The organism is Curtobacterium sp. BNK-1 (genome assembly GCF_048685235.1).
Taxonomy (GTDB): Bacteria; Pseudomonadota; Gammaproteobacteria; order Enterobacterales; family Enterobacteriaceae; genus Pantoea; species Pantoea agglomerans.
Genome location: NZ_JBLQTJ010000001.1, coordinates 3,423,948 through 3,445,317 on the forward strand (window position 1 = coordinate 3,423,948; position 21,370 = coordinate 3,445,317).

22 protein-coding genes are annotated in these 21,370 nt (G+C 57.2%); 6 read left to right on the top strand and 16 right to left on the bottom strand.

Annotation, left to right across the window (positions count from 1 at the left end; translation table 11 throughout):
* Nucleotides 1-39: 39 nt before the first annotated feature.
* From ACMGGP_RS16265 to ppiA, 3 genes are all read right to left on the bottom strand, one after another.
* Nucleotides 40-633, bottom strand: a complete 594-nt coding sequence (locus tag ACMGGP_RS16265) for a putative adenosine monophosphate-protein transferase Fic (RefSeq protein ID WP_010253092.1) — start codon at nucleotides 631-633, stop codon at nucleotides 40-42.
* Nucleotides 623-793 (bottom strand): YhfG family protein, encoded by a 171-nt coding sequence (locus ACMGGP_RS16270; protein WP_010253095.1) that lies wholly within the window; start codon nucleotides 791-793, stop codon nucleotides 623-625. Before ACMGGP_RS16270 ends, ACMGGP_RS16265 begins: the two co-directional genes overlap by 11 nt.
* 99 nt (nucleotides 794-892) lie before the next feature.
* Nucleotides 893-1,465, bottom strand: a complete 573-nt coding sequence (gene ppiA / locus ACMGGP_RS16275) for a peptidylprolyl isomerase A (RefSeq protein ID WP_003852970.1) — start codon at nucleotides 1,463-1,465, stop codon at nucleotides 893-895.
* 261 nt (nucleotides 1,466-1,726) lie between these two features.
* Here ppiA and tsgA point away from each other — a divergent pair, with 261 nt between their 5' ends.
* Nucleotides 1,727-2,905 carry an MFS transporter TsgA gene (tsgA, locus tag ACMGGP_RS16280; protein ID WP_031593897.1) on the top strand — a complete coding sequence of 393 codons (1,179 nt, stop codon included), beginning with the start codon at nucleotides 1,727-1,729 and terminating at the stop codon, nucleotides 2,903-2,905.
* Between the two features lie 35 nt (nucleotides 2,906-2,940).
* On the opposite strand, the gene ACMGGP_RS16285 is transcribed toward tsgA, so the two are convergent.
* A complete protein-coding gene (locus tag ACMGGP_RS16285; protein ID WP_029519456.1) occupies nucleotides 2,941-4,218 on the bottom strand; it encodes a cytosine deaminase in 1,278 nt (425 codons plus the stop codon).
* A gap of 217 nt (nucleotides 4,219-4,435) precedes the next feature.
* Here ACMGGP_RS16285 and nirB point away from each other — a divergent pair, with 217 nt between their 5' ends.
* From nirB to cysG, 3 genes are read left to right on the top strand one after another with little or no spacing between them, the layout of a single operon-like run.
* Nucleotides 4,436-6,976: a nitrite reductase large subunit NirB gene (nirB, locus tag ACMGGP_RS16290; RefSeq protein WP_498798635.1), complete on the top strand. Its 2,541-nt coding sequence runs from the start codon at nucleotides 4,436-4,438 to the stop codon at nucleotides 6,974-6,976.
* Nucleotides 6,973-7,299, top strand: coding sequence for a nitrite reductase small subunit NirD (nirD, locus tag ACMGGP_RS16295; protein ID WP_498798636.1), 327 nt, complete (start codon nucleotides 6,973-6,975; stop codon nucleotides 7,297-7,299). Before nirB ends, nirD begins: the two co-directional genes overlap by 4 nt.
* A gap of 45 nt (nucleotides 7,300-7,344) precedes the next feature.
* A complete protein-coding gene (gene cysG, locus ACMGGP_RS16300) occupies nucleotides 7,345-8,709 on the top strand; it encodes a siroheme synthase CysG (protein WP_498798637.1) in 1,365 nt (454 codons plus the stop codon).
* 58 nt (nucleotides 8,710-8,767) lie between these two features.
* On the opposite strand, the gene trpS is transcribed toward cysG, so the two are convergent.
* From trpS to aroK, 7 genes are all read right to left on the bottom strand, one after another.
* On the bottom strand, nucleotides 8,768-9,769 hold the full coding sequence (gene trpS, locus ACMGGP_RS16305) for a tryptophan--tRNA ligase (RefSeq protein ID WP_010253111.1): 1,002 nt from the start codon (nucleotides 9,767-9,769) through the stop codon (nucleotides 8,768-8,770).
* A gap of 16 nt (nucleotides 9,770-9,785) precedes the next feature.
* Nucleotides 9,786-10,463 (bottom strand): phosphoglycolate phosphatase, encoded by a 678-nt coding sequence (locus tag ACMGGP_RS16310; protein ID WP_050680353.1) that lies wholly within the window; start codon nucleotides 10,461-10,463, stop codon nucleotides 9,786-9,788.
* The gene (gene rpe, locus ACMGGP_RS16315) at nucleotides 10,447-11,130 is read right to left on the bottom strand and encodes a ribulose-phosphate 3-epimerase (RefSeq protein WP_498798638.1); all 684 of its coding nucleotides are present in this window, start codon (nucleotides 11,128-11,130) and stop codon (nucleotides 10,447-10,449) included. The genes ACMGGP_RS16310 and rpe overlap by 17 nt, the downstream gene beginning before the upstream one ends.
* A gap of 67 nt (nucleotides 11,131-11,197) precedes the next feature.
* A complete protein-coding gene (gene dam, locus ACMGGP_RS16320) occupies nucleotides 11,198-12,013 on the bottom strand; it encodes an adenine-specific DNA-methyltransferase (protein ID WP_022624047.1) in 816 nt (271 codons plus the stop codon).
* Nucleotides 12,014-12,106: 93 nt separating this feature from the next.
* Nucleotides 12,107-13,159 (bottom strand): SPOR domain-containing protein, encoded by a 1,053-nt coding sequence (locus tag ACMGGP_RS16325; RefSeq protein ID WP_045139564.1) that lies wholly within the window; start codon nucleotides 13,157-13,159, stop codon nucleotides 12,107-12,109.
* 72 nt (nucleotides 13,160-13,231) lie between these two features.
* Nucleotides 13,232-14,320 (bottom strand): 3-dehydroquinate synthase, encoded by a 1,089-nt coding sequence (gene aroB / locus ACMGGP_RS16330; protein ID WP_187495012.1) that lies wholly within the window; start codon nucleotides 14,318-14,320, stop codon nucleotides 13,232-13,234.
* Between the two features lie 38 nt (nucleotides 14,321-14,358).
* Entirely contained in the window at nucleotides 14,359-14,880 is a 522-nt protein-coding gene (aroK, locus tag ACMGGP_RS16335) for a shikimate kinase AroK (protein WP_003852989.1), read from the bottom strand.
* Nucleotides 14,881-14,977: 97 nt separating this feature from the next.
* Between aroK and ACMGGP_RS16340 the strand changes: the two genes are divergently transcribed.
* Nucleotides 14,978-15,151 (top strand): hypothetical protein, encoded by a 174-nt coding sequence (locus ACMGGP_RS16340; RefSeq protein WP_223265993.1) that lies wholly within the window; start codon nucleotides 14,978-14,980, stop codon nucleotides 15,149-15,151.
* Nucleotides 15,152-15,242: 91 nt separating this feature from the next.
* Here the strand turns inward: ACMGGP_RS16340 and hofQ are convergent, their stop codons facing one another.
* From hofQ to pilM, 5 genes are read right to left on the bottom strand one after another with little or no spacing between them, the layout of a single operon-like run.
* Nucleotides 15,243-16,514, bottom strand: a complete 1,272-nt coding sequence (gene hofQ / locus ACMGGP_RS16345) for a DNA uptake porin HofQ (protein ID WP_074399338.1) — start codon at nucleotides 16,512-16,514, stop codon at nucleotides 15,243-15,245.
* Nucleotides 16,453-16,836: a HofP DNA utilization family protein gene (locus tag ACMGGP_RS16350; RefSeq protein WP_062759602.1), complete on the bottom strand. Its 384-nt coding sequence runs from the start codon at nucleotides 16,834-16,836 to the stop codon at nucleotides 16,453-16,455. The genes hofQ and ACMGGP_RS16350 overlap by 62 nt, the downstream gene beginning before the upstream one ends.
* On the bottom strand, nucleotides 16,826-17,320 hold the full coding sequence (locus tag ACMGGP_RS16355; protein ID WP_498798639.1) for a HofO family protein: 495 nt from the start codon (nucleotides 17,318-17,320) through the stop codon (nucleotides 16,826-16,828). Before ACMGGP_RS16355 ends, ACMGGP_RS16350 begins: the two co-directional genes overlap by 11 nt.
* Nucleotides 17,313-17,855, bottom strand: a complete 543-nt coding sequence (locus tag ACMGGP_RS16360; protein ID WP_010253142.1) for a PilN domain-containing protein — start codon at nucleotides 17,853-17,855, stop codon at nucleotides 17,313-17,315. The genes ACMGGP_RS16355 and ACMGGP_RS16360 overlap by 8 nt, the downstream gene beginning before the upstream one ends.
* On the bottom strand, nucleotides 17,855-18,661 hold the full coding sequence (pilM, locus tag ACMGGP_RS16365; protein ID WP_498798640.1) for a type IV pilus biogenesis protein PilM: 807 nt from the start codon (nucleotides 18,659-18,661) through the stop codon (nucleotides 17,855-17,857). The genes ACMGGP_RS16360 and pilM overlap by 1 nt, the downstream gene beginning before the upstream one ends.
* Nucleotides 18,662-18,777: 116 nt before the next feature.
* Between pilM and mrcA the strand changes: the two genes are divergently transcribed.
* Nucleotides 18,778-21,327, top strand: a complete 2,550-nt coding sequence (gene mrcA / locus ACMGGP_RS16370; protein ID WP_022624040.1) for a peptidoglycan glycosyltransferase/peptidoglycan DD-transpeptidase MrcA — start codon at nucleotides 18,778-18,780, stop codon at nucleotides 21,325-21,327.
* Nucleotides 21,328-21,370 lie beyond the last annotated feature (43 nt).

Consider the following 21,370-nt stretch of genomic DNA (forward strand, 5'->3'; position numbering starts at 1 on the left):
CCAGTCCAGAATAATTACCCGCGCCGCTATTCTACGCGGTTAAGCCGCCTCGCTCACCACTTTCGCGAATACCTGCTCCAGCAGAGTCAGGTCTCCGGCCACACCAGCCTGATTCGCCGCTTTCCAGCTTTCAGCGTCAGTCTCTTCCCAGGAGAGCAGATAACCGGCATGCAGCGCCAGCTGTTCAAAGAAAATCCGCTGCGCCCGACCGTTGCCGTGGCGGAAAGGATGCAACATATTGATTTCGCAGTAGTAGTGGGCAACACGCTCAATAAACGCGTCACGTGGCAGGTCAACGAGTCCCTTCTCCTCCTCCAGCGCGGCCATCAGGGCGTTACCTTCCTTTTCGATATATTCGAAATGACAGAACGGCGTCTCATCGCGCCAGATATCGATAGTGCGCAGTTCACCAGCCCAGCTGTAGACGTCCTGAAACAGCGTACGGTGGATCTGGCGCAGGTAAGGCAGTCCAGGATTACGGGGGCCCAGCTCCAGCGTGGCGGCACGCGCCGCACTAAAACTCAGCTCCGCCTTACGTAGCTGCGCGGCATCGTGAATATCGGGCAGGTTTTTCAGCACATTGTCATGCTGCCACAGGTAGGGATCCTGGCTGACGGCGGTATTAGAGTCCATATTGCCTCCTCAGTGACGCCAGACGTGCGGCCGCATCATCGCTGTTTACGCTGGTTTCATTTGGCGAGAAGCCTTCCAGCCGACAGCTGGCCTGATAGCTGGCGCTACGCCGCTGTCGCCACAGGGTGACCTTCTGTTTTTCGGTGAGTTTGTTCGCCATGCCGCCTCCTGCTCAGGTTTTTGCCCTAAGTATAAGAGCAAATTCTGGCTTTGCCGGATGCGGCAGGCGGTCGCCATCCGCAGATGGCGACGAACGGACTTAAGGCAGGACTTTGGCGGAGAGGATAACTACCGGTTTGGATGGAACATTCTGGTAAGGACCCACATCTTTGGTCGGTACCTGAGAAATTTTTTCAACCACATCCTGACCTTTCACAATCTTACCAAATACGGCATAGCCAAAATCGCGCTGTCCGTGATCGAGGAATGCATTATCCGCGACGTTGAGGAAGAACTGGCTGGTCGCACTGTCTTTATCGGCGGTACGCGCCATGGAAATCGTGCCGCGCAGGTTACGCAGGCCATTATCCGCTTCATTCTTGATTGGCGCGTTGGTCTGCTTCTGCTGCATGTCCGTAGTGAAGCCCCCACCCTGCACCATAAAGCCCGGGATCACGCGGTGAAAAATGGTGTTGTTGTAAAAACCGTTGTTGACGTAATCAACGAAGTTTTTCACAGAAACCGGCGCTTTCTGGTTATTCAGTTCGAGTTCGATATTGCCGGCGGAGGTGGTGAGCAGAACGTGGGTGTCACCTTTTGCAGCCAGCGCCTGGGCGGAAACGGAAGAGAGCGCTAACAGGGTGATGGCCGCTGTTAAAGTACGTTTAAACATGAAAGATTCCTTACCTGGGAGAGCGGGCACAAAAACGTGATTGATTGTAAAGAGACTCTATTCCAGGAGCCAGCGTTTTACCTATATTTACGCTGTGGCAGCAAATGAGGGGAGCAAACGTTAAACCCCGGCAATTACGTGATTAAAATCACACAACACATGAAATATGGATCTCTGGTTTCACTGGTTGTTTATTAAGATCACGGTTCCGTTTACACTTTCTGACACTTTTTGGCACCCGGTTCTCAACAGGTTCAGAACATGACAAACCGTAATCGTATTGGCCTCACCTGGATAAGCTTCTTCTCCTACGCGCTTACCGGCGCGCTGGTGATTGTTACCGGCATGGTAATGGGCGATATCGCAAAAGATTTCCAGATCCCCATCTCCAGCATGAGTAATACCTTCACCTTCCTCAACAGCGGCATCCTGGCGGCGGTTTTCCTGAACGCCTGGCTGATGGTGATTGTGCCACTGAAGCGTCAGCTGATTTTCGGCTTCGTCCTGATGGTACTGGCGATAATCGGGTTGATGACCAGCCGCGATCTGACCGTCTTCTCGCTCTGTATGTTTGTGCTGGGCGTGGTCAGCGGCATTACTATGTCGATCGGCACCTTCCTGATCACCCATATGTATGAAGGCCGCCAGCGCGGTTCGCGCCTGCTGTTTACCGACTCCTTCTTCAGCATGGCGGGCACGCTGTTTCCGGTGCTGGCGGGGATTCTGCTGGCGCGTCAGCTGCCGTGGTACTGGGTCTACGTCTGCATCGGCTTTATCTACGTCGCGATCTTCATCATGACGCTGTTTGTCGAGTTCCCGGTGCTGCGTAAGCCCGAAAACAGCCCGACAGTTGAGAAAGAAAAATGGGGTGTGGGCGTGCTGCTGCTGGCAGTGGCGGCGCTCTGCTACATTCTGGGCCAGCTTGGCTTTATCTCCTGGGTGCCGGAATATGCCACCAAAGTCATGGGCATGAATATTAATGATGCCGGACAACTGGTGGGCAGCTTCTGGACCGCTTATATGGTGGGGATGTGGGCCTTCAGCTTCCTGCTGCGCTTCTTCGATCTGCAACGCATTCTGATGGTGCTGGCGGGACTGGCTACCGTGCTGATGTACTGGTTCGTCAGCAGCCAGGATGCCAGCATGCTGAAGTGGATCATTATGGTGTTGGGCTTCAGCTCGAGCGCAATTTACACCACCATCATCACGCTCGGCTCGCTGCAGACCAAAGTGGCGTCACCGAAACTGGTGAACTTTATTCTGACCTGCGGCACCGTTGGCACCATGCTGACCTTCGTGGTGACCGCGCCGATTGTTGAGAAGAGCGGCGTGCACACGGCGCTGGCCACCGCCAACGGCCTCTACGCGGTGGTGTTTGTGATGTGTGTCCTGCTGGGGCTGGTCACTAAACATCGCTCGCACGGTCACGTTACGCATTAATCATTCAGGGCGGCGATTGATCGCCGCCCTGCTGTTTAACGCCGGAAGTCTATCCGCTCCCGCTCCCGCCAGTAAATCTCGCTTTCTGCGGGCTTTGTCTCTGCCACCACAGTGCCGCGACGCAGTGAATAGCGCACCGGAACCTGTCTTCTTACTGCATCAAAACCACTCTCTGCCGGCAGAATAATCAGGCTGGCATCGTTGCCGGTCTGAATGCCATAGCCTGACAGCTGCAGCGTCTTCGCGCTGTTATGCGTAATCAGATCCAGACCCGCATCAATCTGCTCATAGCCCATCAACTGACAGACGTGTAAGCCCATATGCAGCACCTGCAGCATGCTGGCGGTACCCAGCGGATACCAGGGATCGAACACATCGTCGTGGCCGAAACAGACGTTAATCTCCGCCTCCAGCATCTCTTTCACCCGCGTAATGCCGCGCCGCTTAGGGTAGGTATCAAAGCGGCCCTGCAGGTGAATATTGACCAGCGGATTCGCGACAAAATTAATGCCTGACAGCTTAAGCAGTCGAAACAGTCGTGAGGTATACGCGCCATTGTAAGAGTGCATCGCGGTGGTATGACTGGCCGTCACGCGCGCGCCGTTGCCATCGCGATGCGCCAGCGCCGCCACGGTTTCCACAAAGCGCGACTGTTCATCATCGATCTCATCGCAGTGAACATCGATCAGCCGATCGTAGCGGTTAGCCAGCGCAAAGGTTTTATGCAGCGACTCAACGCCATATTCACGGGTGAATTCGTAATGCGGGATCGCGCCGACCACATCCGCGCCCAGCCGCAATGCCTCCTCCAGCAATGCTTCACCGTTGGGATAAGAGAGAATACCCTCCTGGGGAAAAGCAACAATCTGGATAGTGATCCACGGCGCCATCTCCGCCTTTAGCTCCAGCATCGCTTTAAGCGCCGTCAGTGACGGGTCAGAAACGTCAACATGAGTACGGACAAACTGAATGCCGTTGGCAATCTGCCACTTCAGCGTCTGCATCGCCCGCCGCTTAACATCTTCATGACTGAGCATGGCTTTGCGTTCAGCCCAGCGCTCAATGCCTTCAAACAGCGTCCCGGACTGGTTCCACGCGGGTTCGCCAGCGGTCTGGGTGGTATCCAGATGAATATGCGGCTCAATAAAAGGCGCGCAGGCTAAGCCACCCTCACCGTCCAGCGATTCATCCGCCGGTGAAGCGTGCTGCGGCTGGGCTGAGAGCCGGGCAATTTTGCCATCGGCGATGGCGATCTGCCATAACCCATCCCGCCAGGGTAAACGCACGTTATTGATCCACTTAGGTGACATCATTGCCGACTCCTTTTCCGGTTTTGTGTTTTAAAACTAACACGATTCAGGTGACCCGCCGCAAGCCCGAATAATCAGCGGGTTATCCGAACCAGAAAAAATTATTTCAAATCAACCATATACCTCTTAATGGGTATATGGCGTCGTGGTTGATGTATATCAATAAGTGCCGGAAACGGCGCGCTATTGTAGCCGCAGATATCGCAAATTTGAGGCAAAAATGAGCAAGCACAATGTCGTCGTTATCGGTAACGGCATGGTCGGCCACCGCTTCATAGAAGAATTACTAGAGAAAGCGGAACCTGACCAGTTTTCGCTGACCGTCTTTTGTGAAGAACCCCGCGTCGCCTATGATCGTGTCCACCTGTCCGCCTGGTTTTCCCATCACACCGCTGAAGAATTGTCGCTGGTTCGTGAAGGCTATTACGACAAACATCAGGTCAATCTGCTGCTGGGTGAACGCGCCATCACCATTAACCGTGATGAGAAGCTCATCCACTCCAGTACCGGTCGCGCGGTGCATTACGATACGCTGATTTTTGCCACCGGCTCTTATCCGTGGATCCCGCCAATTAACGGTGCCGAAGGCAGCGACTGCTTTGTCTATCGCACCATCGAAGATCTCAACGCCATCGAAGCCTGTTCGCGCCGCAGTAAATGCGGTGCGGTGATTGGCGGCGGCCTGCTGGGGCTGGAAGCGGCGGGCGCACTGAAAAATCTGGGCATTGAAACCCACGTTATTGAATTTGCGCCGGTGCTGATGGCGGAGCAGTTAGATCAGCAAGGCGGTGAGCAGCTACGTCGCAAGATTGAGCAGATGGGCGTGCGGGTCCACACCGGTAAAAACACCCAACAGATTGTGCATCACGAGCACGGCGGCAAAACGCTGCAGTTTGCTGATGGCAGCGCGCTGGAGGTCGATTTCATCGTCTTCTCCACCGGCATTCGCCCGCAGGACAAACTGGCGAAGCAGTGTGGATTAGCACTGGGGCCGCGCGGCGGCATCGCCATTGATGACCAGTGCCGGACCAGCGATCCCACTATCTACGCCATCGGTGAGTGCGCTGCCTGGCAGAATCGCGTCTATGGCCTGGTGGCGCCGGGATACAAAATGGCCCAGGTCGCCAGCGACCATCTGCTGGGCCGCGACAATGCGTTTACCGGCGCGGACATGAGCGCCAAACTGAAGCTGCTGGGTGTTGATGTTGGCGGCATTGGCGATGCGCGCGGCACCACGCCAGGCGCTCGCAGCGTGGTCTGGCTGGATGAGAGCAAATCGATCTACAAGCGCCTGATTATCAGCGAAGATCAGAAAACCCTGCTGGGTGCCGTCCTGGTGGGCGACACCAGCGACTATGGCAACCTGCTGCAGCTGGTGCTGAATGGTATTCCGCTGCCTGCTAATCCGGAAGCACTGATTCTGCCAGCCGGCAGCGGGGATAAACCGGCCATCGGCGTCGATTCTCTGCCTGATACCGCACAAATCTGCTCCTGCTTTGACGTCAGTAAAGGCGACATCATTAAGGCGGTTCAGGGTGGCTGTCATACCGTGGCAGCACTGAAAAGCAGCACCCGTGCCGGCACCGGTTGCGGCGGCTGTATCCCACTGATCACCCAGGTTCTCAACAGTGAACTCAGCCGTCAGGGCATTGAGGTCAATAACCATCTTTGCGCCCACTTCGCCTGGTCACGTCAGGAGCTTTATCACCTGATTCAGGTAGAGGAGATTAAAACCTTTGACGAACTGCTGGCCCGCTATGGTCAGGGTTACGGCTGTGAAGTGTGCAAGCCGGTGGTTGGCTCACTGCTCGCCTCCTGCTGGAATGAGTATGTGCTCAAGCCCCAGCACGCGCCGTTACAGGACAGCAACGACCTCTATCTTGGCAACATCCAGAAAGATGGCACCTACTCGGTGATCCCGCGCTCGCCTGGCGGTGAAATCACGCCCCAGGGACTGAAAGTAATTGGCGAGATCGCCGAACGCTATCAGCTCTACACCAAAATTACCGGCTCTCAGCGCATCGGTCTGTTTGGCGCGCAGAAAGACGATCTGCCCGCCATCTGGTCACAGCTGATCGACGCCGGATTTGAAACCGGCCAGGCCTACGCCAAGGCGCTGCGGATGGCGAAAACCTGCGTTGGCAGCGCCTGGTGCCGTTATGGCGTGGGTGACAGCCTCGGCTTCGGCGTGATGCTGGAGAACCGCTACAAAGGCATCCGTACGCCGCACAAGATGAAGTTTGGCGTCTCTGGCTGCACCCGCGAATGTGCGGAAGCACAGGGCAAAGATGTCGGCATTATCGCGACGGAAAAAGGGTGGAACCTCTACGTCTGCGGCAACGGCGGCATGAAACCGCGCCATGGCGATCTGCTGGCGGCCGATCTCGATCAGCAGACGCTGGTCACCTATCTCGACCGTTTCATGATGTTCTATATCCGCACCGCCGACAAACTGCAGCGCACCTCACTGTGGCTGGAGAGTCTGGAAGGCGGCATCGACTATCTGCGTAAGGTGATTGTGGATGACAAACTTGGCCTCAACGGCCAGATGGAGCAGCAGCTGGCCGCACTGCGCGCCAGCGTCAGCTGCGAATGGAAAGCGACGCTGGAAGATAAGGATCACCTGACGCGCTTTGCCCACTTTATCAACTCGCCGCAGCGCGATCCTGGCGTGCAGCGGGTCGCGGAGCGCGACCAGCACCGCCCGGCACGCGCCGATGAACGCATTGCCGTGACCCTGATTGAGGAGACCGAATCATGAGCCAGTGGAATCCGGTGTGCCCGCTGACGCAGATCCTGCCCGCCACGGGCGTCTGCGCGCTGGTCAAAGGCCAGCAGGTTGCTATCTTCCGTCCCCGCAACGATGAGCAGCTCTATGCCATCAGCAATATCGACCCCTTTGCCGATGCCAGCGTGCTGTCACGCGGCATTATTGCTGAACATCAGGATGCGCTCTGGGTTGCCAGCCCGCTGAAAAAGCAGCGTTTCCGTCTTAGCGATGGCTACTGCATGGAGGATGAAACGCGCTCCGTGGCGGCCTGGCCGGTGCGGGTCAATGCCGGACAGGTTGACGTCTGCCTGTAACTCCCGTCAACAGCCCGCCTCCGCGGGCTTTTTTAAGGACGTCTGATGGACTACTTCCCCTTATTCTGCCGCCTGCAGGGCCGACGCTGCCTGCTGGTCGGCGCAGGTGACGTGGCTGAGCGGAAAGCCCGCCTGCTGCTGGAGGCCGGCGCCGAACTGCTGGTCGGTGCCCTTGATTTCTCCCCCGCCTTCCGGCAATGGGCGCAGCAGGAAACCATCACGCTGCTGCCAGGGGCGTTTGATCCGCACTGGCTCACCGGCTGCTGGCTGGTGGTCGCCGCGACCAGCGATGATGCGGTTAATCAGCAGGTGGCTGAAGCCGCCGAAAAACAGCAGATCTTCTGCAATCTGGTGGATGCGCCGCAGCAGGCCAGCGCCATTATGCCGTCGATTATCGATCGTTCCCCGCTGATGGTCGCCGTCTCTTCCGGTGGACGCGCGCCGGTACTGGCGCGGCTGTTGCGGGAGAAGCTGGAGGCGATGCTGCCGCAACACCTTGGCCAGCTGGCTCAGCTGGCAGGCACTCTGCGCGCGCGGGTGAAACAGCAGTTCAGCTCTGTCAGTGCCCGCCGCCACTTCTGGGAACGCTTCTTTAACAGCCAGCGGCTGGCCCAGACGCTGGCCAACGGCGACAGTGAACGCGCGGAGCAGATTACCGACCAGCTCTTTAACGCTGACCTTCGCCAACAGGGTGAAGTGGCGCTGGTCGGTGCCGGTCCGGGTGATGCCGGATTACTGACTCTGAAAGGCTTACAGCTGATCCAGCAGGCAGATGTCATCGTCTATGACCGGCTGGTTTCCGATGAGATCCTGAATCTGGTGCGCCGCGATGCTGAACGCATCTTTGTCGGTAAACGCGCCGGACATCACTGCGTGCCGCAGGATGAGATTAACCAGCTGCTCTGCGAACAGGCGCAGCGGGGAAAACGTGTAGTGCGGCTGAAAGGCGGCGATCCCTTTATCTTTGGTCGCGGCGGTGAAGAGCTGGAAGCGCTGGCGCAGCGGCAGATTCCGTTCAGCGTGGTGCCGGGGATCACCGCCGCATCGGGCTGTGCGGCCTACAGCGGTATTCCCCTGACCCACCGCGATCATGCGCAGAGCGTCAGACTGGTTACCGGACATCTGCAGAAAGAGGGCTCGCTCGCCTGGCAGACGCTGGCGGCGGAACAGCAGACGCTGGTCTTTTATATGGGGCTCACGCAGGCCGGAGAGATTCAGCAGCAGTTGATAAAGCACGGTATGCGCAGCGATATGCCGGTGGCGCTGGTGGAAAACGGCACCACTACGCGTCAACGCGTGGTCACCGGGACACTGAGCGAGCTGGAGGCGTTAGCCGGTCAGGTGACCAGTCCCGGCCTGATGATCATCGGCAGCGTGGTAAGTCTGCGTGACAGCCTGCGCTGGTTCTGAGTCCGGCAAATAAAAACGGCGGGCACAATGCCCGCCGTCCTGGTTGTCTGCTCAGCCATTACGGCATCGCGACAAAGCCTACCGCCTGATACACCTTCTTCAGCGTTTCCTGCGCCTGTGCGCGTGCTTTGGCCGCGCCATCACGCATCACCTGCTCCAGCAGTGCTTCATCGTTGCGGAAGCTGTGATAACGCTCCTGCAGCTCAGAGAGCATACCCGACACAGCATCGGCTACTGCGCCCTTCAGGTGACCATACATCTTGCCTTCGAACTCCTGCTCCAGCTCGGCGATAGTTTTACCGGTCACGCCCGACAGAATATCCAGCAGGTTAGAGACGCCCGCTTTCTCTTTGATATCGTAGCGCACCACTGGCGGCTCTTCAGAATCGGTGACGGCGCGTTTAATCTTCTTCACGACCGCTTTCGGATCTTCCAGCAGGCCGATCACGTTATTGCGGTTATCGTCAGACTTGGACATCTTCTTCGTCGGTTCCAGCAGCGACATCACGCGCGCGCCAGACTTCGGAATCAACGGCTCTGGTACTTTGAAGATATCGCCGTAGATCGCATTGAAGCGATGCGCGATATCGCGGCTCAGCTCCAGATGCTGCTTCTGATCTTCACCCACCGGCACCTGATGGGTCTGATAGAGCAGAATGTCAGCCGCCATCAGCACCGGATAGTCGAACAGACCGGCGTTAATGTTCTCTTCGTAACGCGCTGATTTATCCTTGAACTGCGTCATGCGGCTCAGTTCACCGAAGTAGGCATAGCAATTCAGGATCCAGCTCAGCTGCGTGTGCTCTGGCACATGCGACTGAACAAAGATGGTGCTTTTTTGCGGGTCGATACCACAGGCCAGATAGAGCGCCAGCGTGTCCAGCGTCGCTTTACGCAGTGCAACAGGATCCTGACGCACGGTGATAGCGTGCAGATCAACGATGCAATAAATGCAGTGGAAATCATCCTGCATCTGCACCCACTGACGCAGCGCTCCCATATAGTTGCCAATGGTCAGTTCGCCGGACGGCTGTGCGCCGCTGAAAACGATGGGTTTCATACTTATGTCCTGATATTTACAGCCCCAGAGCGGGCAAAAGTTCGTCGAAAGAGTCGAGGGTTAAATCGGGCTGGCTGGTGGCAATCGGCTCGCCATAGTTATAGCCAAAGGTCATGCCGATATTGGGTACGCCCGCCGCCTGTGCCGCCTGGATATCATTGCGTGAGTCGCCGACAAACAGCAACTGATTCGGCAACACACCAAAGGTGCCCAGCACCATAAAAATTGCCGCAGGATGCGGTTTTTTAACCGGCACATCGTCGCCACCGATAATCAGCGAAAACGCATCAGCAATGCCAAGCGACTCCAGCAGCGGTGCCACAAACGGCGTCGGCTTGTTGGTGACTATCGCCATCGGCAGCCCGGCAGCCTTTAATGCGGCCAGCGTCTGCTTTACCTGTGGAAACAGCGTACTGCCCGCATCCACGGTATCGGCATAATGCCGGTCAAACAGTGCCCGCGCATCACGCTGCTCTTCCGGCTGCGGCTCACGGCCCAGCGCGAAGGTCAGCGCGCGGGCCATCATGATATCCGCGCCGTTGCCAATCCAGGTTGAGACACGCTCAAGGCCCGCCTGCGGCAGACGGAGGTCATTCAGCGTGCGGTCAATCGCATCGGCCAGGCCGGGTGCGCTATCCACCAGTGTCCCATCAAGATCAAACGCCAGCGCACGAATATCAGTGAAATGAGCCATTGGCCTTCTCCAGTTCGTTGCGCATATCATCGATCACTTTTTTATAGTCAGGGTGACCGAAGATCGCGGAACCGGCGACAAACATGTCGGCACCGGCGGCAGCGATCTGGCCAATGTTGTCGATCTTCACGCCGCCATCCACTTCAAGGCGAATGCTGTAACCGCTCTGATCGATAAGCCTGCGCGCTTCACGCAGTTTATCCAGTGTGCCAGGAATAAATGACTGACCGCCAAAGCCAGGGTTCACTGACATCAGCAGAATGATATCCAGCTTATCCATGACGTAATCGAGGTAGCTCAGCGGGGTCGCCGGGTTAAACACCAGACCCGCTTTGCAGCCATGCTCTTTGATGATTTGCAGGGTGCGGTCAACGTGTTCGCTGGCTTCGGGATGAAAGGTGATGTAGGTGGCACCCGCTTTGGCGAAATCAGGGATTAGCGCATCTACCGGCTTCACCATCAGATGCACATCGATGGGGGCAGTGATGCCATAGTCGCGCAGTGCTTTCAGCACCATCGGACCCATGGTCAGATTAGGCACGTAGTGGTTGTCCATCACGTCGAAGTGAACCACGTCACCTCCGGCCGCCAGCGCTTTGGCTGTGTCTTCGCCCAGGCGAGCAAAGTCCGCCGAAAGGATTGAAGGGGCCAGCAAATATTGTTTCATCCGATTCTCCCACTGTTGTGCGCCAGCACGCAGGCTGGCGTAATGCGTTGGTCGCGGACGAAACAGACTAGCTATAAAGTGCCAGCAGTTCGTCGACCTTGGTGCGACCCGTTATGCTTCGGCTGATAGAACGCCGGGCTTTGACCACATGTAACTCTGCATCCTGATACCATAAACGCGTCAGTGCAGTGTCGTGGTTAGAAATCAGTACCGGTATCCGGTTCTCCGACGAAGCCAGCTTTGCCGCTAACGCCGCCAGGTTCTCCTGCTCACGCAGGCTGAAGCTGTTGGTGTGATAAGCCGTGAAATTGGCCGTTGCCGACAGCGGCGCATAAGGCGGATCGCAATAGACTACCGAGCCTTTACCGGCATTGGTCAGGGTAACATCGTACGATTCACAGACAAACGTCGCTTTTTGCGCACGCTCGGCAAACCATAACAGTTCTGCTTCAGGAAAGTAGGGTTTGCGATAGCGGCCAAACGGCACGTTGAACTCGCCACGCAGGTTATAGCGACAGAGGCCGTTGTAACAGTGACGGTTCAGATAGAGGAACAACAGCGCGCGCAGGTAGGCGTCGGTGCTGGTGTTAAATTCGGTGCGACGCTGGTAATAACAGATCTCGTTGTTACTTTCCGGCGTAAACAGCAGCTGCGCGTCACGGATGAAATCCGCCGTGCGCGTTTTAACAATGTTATAGAGATTAATCAGGTCACTGTTGATATCAGCCAGATGGTAGCGATCAAATTCAGTGTTCAGAAACACCGAACCCGCGCCAACAAAGGGTTCTACCAGACAGTCGCCTTGCGGCAGATGGCGATGGATCTCTTCTACTAAGGGAAATTTTCCCCCTGCCCATTTCAGGAAAGCGCGATTTTTTTTCATGCTGTCGTGGTTATTACATCTTATTGTGAGGCTGTGGCTGGACCGACAGCAGATCTGCGCTTAAAACGGGGCCAGAAACTGGCCCCACATCCGCTATTGGCTGGCTTCTTTCTTCACCTGGCTTACTGGTTTAACCCACGGGTTCTTCGCACGCACTTCGGCAGGCAGTGAGGCTACCGCGCGTTTGGCATCAGCCGGTGTGGCATAGGAACCACTCACCAGCACGTACCACGACTGACCGTTACGGGTGGTTTTGTAGACGTGATACCCACTCAGATTCTGCTGCTTAGCCCAGGCATTCAGGCTTTCCGCCTTCGATGCACCGCTCAGCTGCAGGGTATAGCTGCCGCCTGGTAATGATTTGCTGGCTGAACTGCTGCCTGCCGCCGCAGTGGCCGGAGCAGAAGGGGCTGGCGTACGTGCTGGCGTGGTATGTGTTTTGCTGTCACGGGTTGCAGGCTTCGAAGCAGTTTTATGCGATGAATCGTGCGCCGGACGGGCAGAAGCGTTTGATTTGTTTGGCGTCTGACGGCCTGCTGGGGCCGTAACCGGATTCGCAGCCGTTCCGGCATTGCCGCTGACCGTGGCAGGCGCCGTTGGCAGTGAACTGCCACCCTGCGTGCCCATCGCGGCACTGTCGACCTGCTGCTGCTGATTACTCAGCGCGCTGTTCAGATCGCCCGGCAGCGTGACACGCTGCTGATTTGCTGGCGTGTCAACAGGGGCGGCCTGCGTAGGCGTTGAAGCCACAGGCGGCATTGAGACGTCGCGCTGCGGGTCAGACGCAGCATTACCGCTGGTCGCCGCGTTATTTTCGCTGGTAGCTGGCGTGGTCTGCCCGCCGGTTGGCGTCGTCTGTCCACCTGACATGGAAGAGGAGCCGGCCAGGTCGATATTCTTCTCACTGCCGGAACCGCCGCCAGCGGCAGGCGTATTGCCCGCAGTCGCAGGTTTTTTCTCATCCGGGCCATTCAGCGCCGAACCAATACCCAGTACCAGTAACAGCAGAACCAGGATCCCGACACCCATCATGATGCGCTGGCGCGAAACCGGTATTTTGGCTGCGGGAGACGACTTACGAGGGCGCGAGGGACGGCGATCGCTGGCGTCAGGTTTTAACTCATCTTCCGGTTTAAACTCATCCATTTTGCCTCCTCCGTAAAGCGGCATTCCGCACTGCGCACCCTGCGCGCCGCGTCACCACTCAACTGCTTAATCTCAGGATTGCTGACAATCATTAATTGCAGCCAGCACCATATCATGTGCCACGCCACCACGCACTTCAGAGCGGCCAATCGACAGCGGGAGTACCAGCCGCAATTCGCCCGCCAGAACTTTTTTATCGCGCATCATGTGCGGCAGATACATCTCCGCACTCATCGCCTCCGGCCCATTTACCGGCAAACCGGCACGCAGGAACAGAGCAATAATGCGGTCCGTCTCCTGTGCCTGGAACTGCCCCAGGCGTTCAGCCGTGCGTGCCGCCATCACCATGCCCGCTGCAATCGCTTCACCGTGCAGCCAGTTGCCATAGCCCATGTGTGCTTCAATCGCATGACCAAAAGTATGGCCCAGATTCAGCAACGCCCGCTGACCGTTTTCACGTTCATCGGCGGCCACGACTTCGGCTTTCAGTTCACAGCAGCGACGAATGCAGTACGCCAGCGCCTGTTCATCCAGCGCCAGCAGGGCATCAAGATTCTGCTCCAGCCACTGGAAAAACGCACCGTCGAGGATGATGCCGTACTTAATCACTTCCGCCAGACCCGACGCCAGTTCGCGCGCGGGCAACGTCTGCAGACAGGCAGTATCAATCACCACCGACGCGGGTTGATAAAACGCGCCGATCATGTTTTTGCCCAGCGGATGGTTAACGGCCGTTTTGCCGCCAACCGAAGAGTCGACCTGCGACAGTAAGGTGGTCGGTACCTGAATAAAGCGTACGCCACGCTGATAACTGGCCGCAGCAAAACCGGTAAGATCGCCAATGACGCCGCCGCCTAAGGCGATAAGCGTCGTATCACGACCGTGCGGCTTTTGCAGGAGCGCGGTAAAAACCTGATCCATCACGGCCAGCGTCTTATATTGCTCGCCGTCGGGTAAGATCACCTGATCCACTTTTACACCTGCCGCCGTCAGCAGCGCCGTCAGCTGGTCAAGATAAAGCGGAGCCAGCGTCTGGTTTGTCACCACCATGGCGTTTTCGCCCGCGGTTAGCGGCCAAAAAGAAGCCGGATCGTTAAACAGTCCGGCAGCGATAGTGATGGGGTAACTGCGTTCCCCCAGTGAGACGGTGATCTTCTCCATGATGCCCGATACCTGTTAAGGAGCCTTCGAACGTTGGATCAACTTTTTTCCAACATGTGGATAATCTGATTCGCCACCACTTTCGCACTCTGATCATCTGTGCGAATGGTTACATCGGCGATCTCTTCGTAGAGCGGGTTACGTTCGCCAGCCAGCGCTTCGAGCACTTCACGCGGCGGTGAATCCACCTGCAGCAACGGACGTTTTTTGTCACGTTGGGTGCGCGCCAGTTGCTTCTCGATGGTGGTTTCAAGATAAACCACAACACCGCGGGCGGAGAGACGATTACGCGTTTCCCGGGATTTGACGGAACCACCGCCTGTCGCCAGGACGATGCCTTGCTTCTCGGTCAGTTCGTTAATGATTTTTTCTTCGCGATCGCGAAAGCCAGCTTCGCCTTCGACATCAAAAACCCAGCCCACATCCGCTCCGGTGCGTCGCTCAATTTCCTGATCGGAATCGAAGAACTCCATGTTGAGTTGCTGAGCCAACTGACGGCCAATAGTGCTTTTGCCGGCACCCATCGGCCCAACCAGAAAGATATTGCGTTTCTCTGCCATTTTGTCGGTATTACTAAGAATTCGTTAATGATACCCCGCGTTCAGCATTTGCTGGCGGGACAGGAACTGAGACCTCATGAGCGTTAGCAAGAGTCAGATGAAAAATTATCTCAACACTCAAGGCTGTTTGGCAACCGATTATATTGCCTTCAGCACATCCATTTCTGAATTGGCCTGTGTTCGCGAAACTGTAACGCGCCAGCGCTGCGTCTTTACAACGCTGCGTACAGAGGAGTTTTCTGATCTGTTTGCCGGGATTTACCCAGCATAGACGGTTACACCGTATTGAAAATCGCTAAACCTTGTAAGCTAATTCCTCTCCTGCGTCAACGCAGATGGCCTTAAGGGACGCATTTTCCGTTTTATCCAGCCGTAAGCGCTGCTTCCCTGACCAATCGCGGCGTAATGAAGATCACCAGCTCTCTTTTTTTGCGCTGATCAGATTGCTGGCGAAACAACCCGCCAATCAGCGGCACATTTCCCAGTAGCGGCACCTGATTCTGTCCGCGGGTGCGCTGCTGCTGAAAGATACCGCCTAACGCCAGTGTTTGCCCGTCACTGACCGTGACCTGAGTCTCAATTTCCTGTTTATCGATGGATAATATGTCGCTATCGCCGGTTCTGATGCTGCGACCCGGCATATTCTGACTGATATGGATCTTCAGCTGGATGCGGCCATTGCCGGAAATCGTCGGTGTCACCTCCATACCCAGTACCGCTTCTTTAAACTCAATACTGGTGGCACCGCTGTTTCCTGCCGACACTTCATAAGGAATTTCTGTGCCCTGCTTAATCGAAGCGGTCTGCTGATGTGAGGTAAAGAGGCGCGGACTGGCGATAATTTCAATCTGGTTCTCCTGCTCCAGCGCACTTAACTCCAGATCCAGAAGCTGCCCCCCGATGCGCGCCAGCGCCATACCCACGCTGATGCCGGGTGAACTCACCGCCAGCGGAACATCCAGCCGGGGATGATGCAGGATATCTGTTACGGCGGCGTCCCCCGCCTGCAATCCCCACTTCACGCCCAGCTCCTGCAGATGCTCCTCGCTGATAGTGACGATGTGGGCTGACAGTTCAATCTGTTCCAGTGGCAGATCCAGCGCCCGTATCCAGCGCTCCGTCTCTTTTAAAGCCGCCGCACTATCGCGCAGTAACAATGCGTTGGTGCGTTTGTCGACCGTCACGCTACCGCGTGGTGTCATCAGCGACTGACGCTCACTCAGCAGGCTGGCATACACCTCGCTGGCGCTGGCATAACGCAATATCACAGCGCGCTGTTGCAAAGGAACCTGCTGCAACTGCGACTGCTGCTCAGCCTCACGTGCCTGCTGCTGAGCCTGCTGCCAGCTTTCCGGATAGACCAGCAAGACATTATCCTGTTCAACCAGCGTCAGCTTTGCCATGCGCGCCACCAGGTCGAGCGCCTGATGCCAGGGCAGGTTATCCAGCCGCAGCGATAACGAACCTTCAACCTCTGGCGCAATCATCAGATTGATCTGCTGATAGTCAGCCAGCGCCTGCAAAATACGCTCTACCGGAGCGTTATCAAAAGTCAGACTGAGAGGCTCCTCATCAGCGGCGTAAACCGGCAGCAGGCAGCTTAGTAGCAGCAGCAGAGTGGTTATCCTTATCATGCGAACGTCCTTTTAAATAAAATACGGTCTGTTGTGCGTTGCAGCTATTCGCCACCGCTAAGGTGAGGCTGCGGCGGGTCATATCCGCCAGTTGCCAGGGTGCGAATGGAAATGGCTTGCCGGTGCGGGCCGTAATACTCTCTCCCTGCGGGGTCAGCAGCCAGGCATGGAAATGCGCCTCCCGGCCAATAATCCCCTGCAGACGCCAGCCGGTGAGCGGTTCCACTGACGCCTCACAGACGGAACCGGCTACAGGCCGGAACGGATCGCGCGCCAGTACGCCGCCACAGCACAACAGTAAAATCAGCAGACTATGGCGCATCGTCAGGTTCCAGCCAGAGTTGAGCCACCAGGTACTGCGGCTGCGCCAGCAGCTGGAAATGCACCGGAAACGGTGCGGAGGCCTGGGCCAGCTCGGCAAAAAGCGACTGGAACGCCGGCCACTGCAGATGCAGCGTCAGCATGCGTGAGGGGGCGTCCGGCTGCCACTCTTCCAGCTGGCTACGGCGTGCCGCCAGGATCTCTTCCACTGCTCGGCCCGATGCAGATGCTGATCTCGCGATCTGCATCGACTGCAGCTGCGCCTGCAACTGTGCATTATCAGGGTTCTGACGCCACTGGTGCTGGCGCAGCTGCAGAGTGCGGGTCAACTGCAACAGCGTCTGCTGTTCAGCAATGAGCGCCTGCTGCTGTGGCCGTAACCACAGGATCCACGAGAGCAGCAGCAGACCGGATAAGAGCGCGGCGAGCATGCCATAGCGCGCAATAGCGGCCATCTGCCACCAGCGCTCCCACCATTCACTCACTGTTCACCTCCTGCATCTCTGCCCGCAGTGAAAACCGATAATGGCCATCAGCCTGACGCTTAACCCCGCCCTGCTTCACCAGACCAAACAGGGCCACAGTGGTTAATTGCTGGCGGAACTGTCGGACTGCCGCCATATCCTGTGCCTGCCCCTCCAGTGTCAGATGGTTGTCGCGCTTCTCCAGCCGGGTCAGCCAGGCGGTGTCGGGCAGCAACGCGGGTAAATCGAGCCAGAACTGCTGCCAGGCGGCCAGTTGTGCAGCCTGCTGGCGATGCTTCGCCTGCTGTTTTTGCACGACCGCGAGCTGCTCCAGTAACTGCTTCTGTTGCGCTAACTGCTGCCCCAGGCTTTCCAGCGCCTGCTGCTGCGTCCTGCTCGCCTGCGCCACCTGCTGACGCGTCTGCTGGATCCGCCAGGTTTGCTGCATCACCACCAGTAACAGGGCGCCAGTCGCCAGTGACAGCACGACCAGGCTCTGTCGCCGCTGCTGTTGCCGACGGCGCTGCCGCCAGGGCAGCAGATTAACCGCGACCATCACTCATCTCCGTCGCGCAGCGCCAGCCCGGCCGCCAGCGCAAAAGCGCCCGGATTCTCCGGCAAAGGTGGCTGCTTATAACGAAACAGATCAAAAGGGGAAAACGCGCTAACGTCTGCAGGCAACGGCGCCTGCTCTGCAGTACACCAGGCGACAGAACGCGCCCCGGGAAAGGCCTGCCGTTGCAGTGCCTCCAGCGTGGTGGCTTCGCCTGTGTCAGCAGCGGTGTGCGCATCGCTCCAGAGCCAGCGGTTATCCTGCTGCAGAACCAGTACCGCATCGTCCTGCAGCGCTGCCTGCCGGGCTAACCGCTTCAGCGCCTCGGTGGTCAGTTCGAACACCTGCGGTTTTAAACCTGCCTGCAACAGGGGTGCCGCCCACTGGTCGATAATCTCCAGCCGCGCTGCCGTGACGCAGAGCTGCCCGCTCTGCACATCCGGCCGGTAATCCAGCGCCAGCGCAGCGGGCTCCAGCGGAAAGAGACGGCGCGCGGCCGCCTGCACGTAGTGCCCCAGCGCGGGCTCCTTCAGCGACTGCGCAGGAAGGGGGAGCTGGCGCTGCAGCACCAGCTGGGCAGGCAATCCGACCCGCAGCGAATAACGGCGTGGTAACCGCTGACGCCAGGTCGTTAAGGCCGCCAGTAATTCAGGCGAAGATTGCAGCACGCCGTTTCTTAACGTATCTTGCGGCAGCCGCTGCTGCCACCAGTGGCGTAGCTGCCAGCCATCACGACGAGGCTGGAGGGCCAGGGCGCAAATCTGCCTATTCTGAATATCCAGCCCAATTTGCCAGGTATGAAAAGCCATACGCGCGATCTCCTTATCGTCCGGGAAAATGGACATATCAAAGCGTCTGGCTTGCCTTTATACTACCGCGCGGTTGTTTATAAACTGCTCAAACGACAACAGATGGGAAATTCCAGGTGAAGTTCGTAAAGTATTTATTGATCCTTGCAGTGTGTTGCATCCTGTTGGGAGCTGGCTCGATTTATGGTTTATACAAATACATAGAGCCGCAGCTGCCCGACGTAAACACACTGAAAGATGTGCGTCTGCAAACCCCTATGCAGGTTTACAGCGCCGATGGCGATCTGATCGCCCAGTATGGCGAAATGCGCCGTATTCCTTTGACTCTGCAGCAAGTGCCACCTGTGATGGTGAAAGCGTTTATTGCGACCGAAGATAGCCGTTTTTATGAGCACCATGGTGTTGATCCGGTGGGTATTTTCCGTGCGGCCAGCGTTGCGCTGGTCTCCGGTCACGCCTCACAGGGTGCCAGTACTATCACTCAGCAGCTGGCCCGTAACTTCTTCCTGAGTCCGGAACGCACCCTGATGCGTAAAATAAAGGAAGCGTTCCTGGCGATCCGCATTGAGCAGTTGCTGAACAAAGATGAAATCCTTGAGCTCTACCTGAATAAGATCTACCTCGGCTACCGTGCTTATGGCGTTGGCGCAGCCTCACAGGTCTATTTTGGTAAGCCGGTTGACCAGCTGTCGCTGAGTGAGATGGCGATGATTGCCGGTCTGCCGAAAGCCCCTTCCACCTTTAACCCGCTTTACTCGCCGAGTCGTGCCCTGTCGCGCCGCAACGTGGTGCTGGCGCGTATGCTGGATCAGCATTACATCACGCAGCAGCAGTATGACGAGGCGCGTAATACGCCGCTGGTCGCGAAGTATCACGGTCCGGAAATCGCTTTCTCTGCCCCCTATCTCAGCGAGATGGTGCGTCAGGAGATGGTGAAACGCTACGGTGAGAATGCCTACACCGACGGTTACAAGGTCTACACCACCGTGACCCGTCGCCTGCAGGAAGCCGCGCAGACCTCAGTTCGCAATAACGTCATGGCCTACGATATGCGTCATGGCTATCGCGGCCCGACCAGCGTGCTGTGGAAAGTGGGTGAACCGGCCTGGGATCAGACGAAAATTGAGAAAGCGCTGAAGACGCTGCCGGTCTATGGTCCGCTCAATCCGGCAGTAGTAACGGAAGCGCGCAGCGATGAAGCGACGGTGATGCTGAAAGATGGCAGCAATGTGTCGCTGGCATTAGCGGGTGTGCGCTGGGCGCGTCCTTATAAGTCTGACACCGTGCAGGGCCCGACGCCGAAAAGCGTGACGCAGGTATTGCAGGCCGGCCAGCAGATCTGGGTGCGCAAAGTGGGTGATGAGTGGTGGCTGGGCCAGGTGCCGGATGTGAACTCGGCGCTGGTCTCGCTGGATCCGAATGATGGTGCGGTGCGCGCGCTGGTAGGCGGCTTTGCCTTTAACCAGAGCATGTTTAACCGTGCGACCCAGGCGCTGCGTCAGGTCGGCTCTAACATCAAGCCTTTCCTCTATACCGCCGCAATGGATCGCGGGCTGACGCTCGCCTCAATCCTTAACGATGTGCCGATTTCACGCTGGGATGCGGGTGCGGGTGCTGACTGGCGTCCCAAGAACTCACCGCCAACTTACGATGGTCCGATTCGTCTGCGTCAGGGTTTAGGCCAGTCGAAAAACGTGGTGATGGTGCGTGCGATGCGTGCGATGGGCGTGGATTACGCTGCTGAGTATCTGCAGCGCTTTGGTTTCCCGGCTCAGAACATTGTTCATACCGAATCGCTGGCATTAGGTGCGGCCTCGTTTACCCCGTTACAGGTGGTGCGCGGCTACTCCGTGATGGCGAATGGCGGCTTCCTGGTCGATCCTTACTTCATCACCCGGATTGAGAACGAACAGGGCGGCCTCGTATTTGAAGAGAAACCGAAGATCGCCTGCCCGCAGTGCAATCTGCCGGTGATCTATGGCGAGACCAAAAAAGCGCTGGCCCTGAATGAAGAGAGCGTCGAGAACGTTGCTGCCTCAAATAACAACCAGAATCAGGCCGTTCCTCAGCCTGAACTGGAGCAGGTTCCCGCTCAGGCACAACAGGGTGAGCAGCAATATGCACCGCACGTGATCAACACCCCGCTCACCTTCCTGATCAAGAGCGCGCTGAACAGTAACATCTTTGGCGAACCGGGCTGGATGGGAACAGGCTGGCGTGCCGGGCGTGACCTTAAGCGTAATGATATCGGCGGTAAAACCGGTACCACTAACAGCTCGAAAGATGCCTGGTTCTCGGGTTACGGCCCTGGCGTGGTCACCTCAGTCTGGATCGGCTTTGATGATGCGCGCCGCAATCTGGGCCGCAGCACGCTCTCCGGCGCCATTCCCGATCAGATTTCGGGCTATGAAGGCGGTGCGAAGAGCGCACAACCGGCATGGGATGAGTACATGAAGAGTGCGCTGGATGGCGTACCGGTGCAGCCGTTAACACCGCCGGATGGCGTGGTCACGGTGACGATCGATCGCAGCACCGGCAAGCTGGCAAATGGAGGGGGTAACACCCGTCAGGAGTACTTCATCAATGGCACCCAGCCAACCGAATATTCGGTTCATGATGTGGGTACCACCATTATGGATAACGGTGAGAGTCACGAGCTGTTCTGATGTGACCCACGAAACCGCACTGTAAAAAAGGCCGACGTCAGTC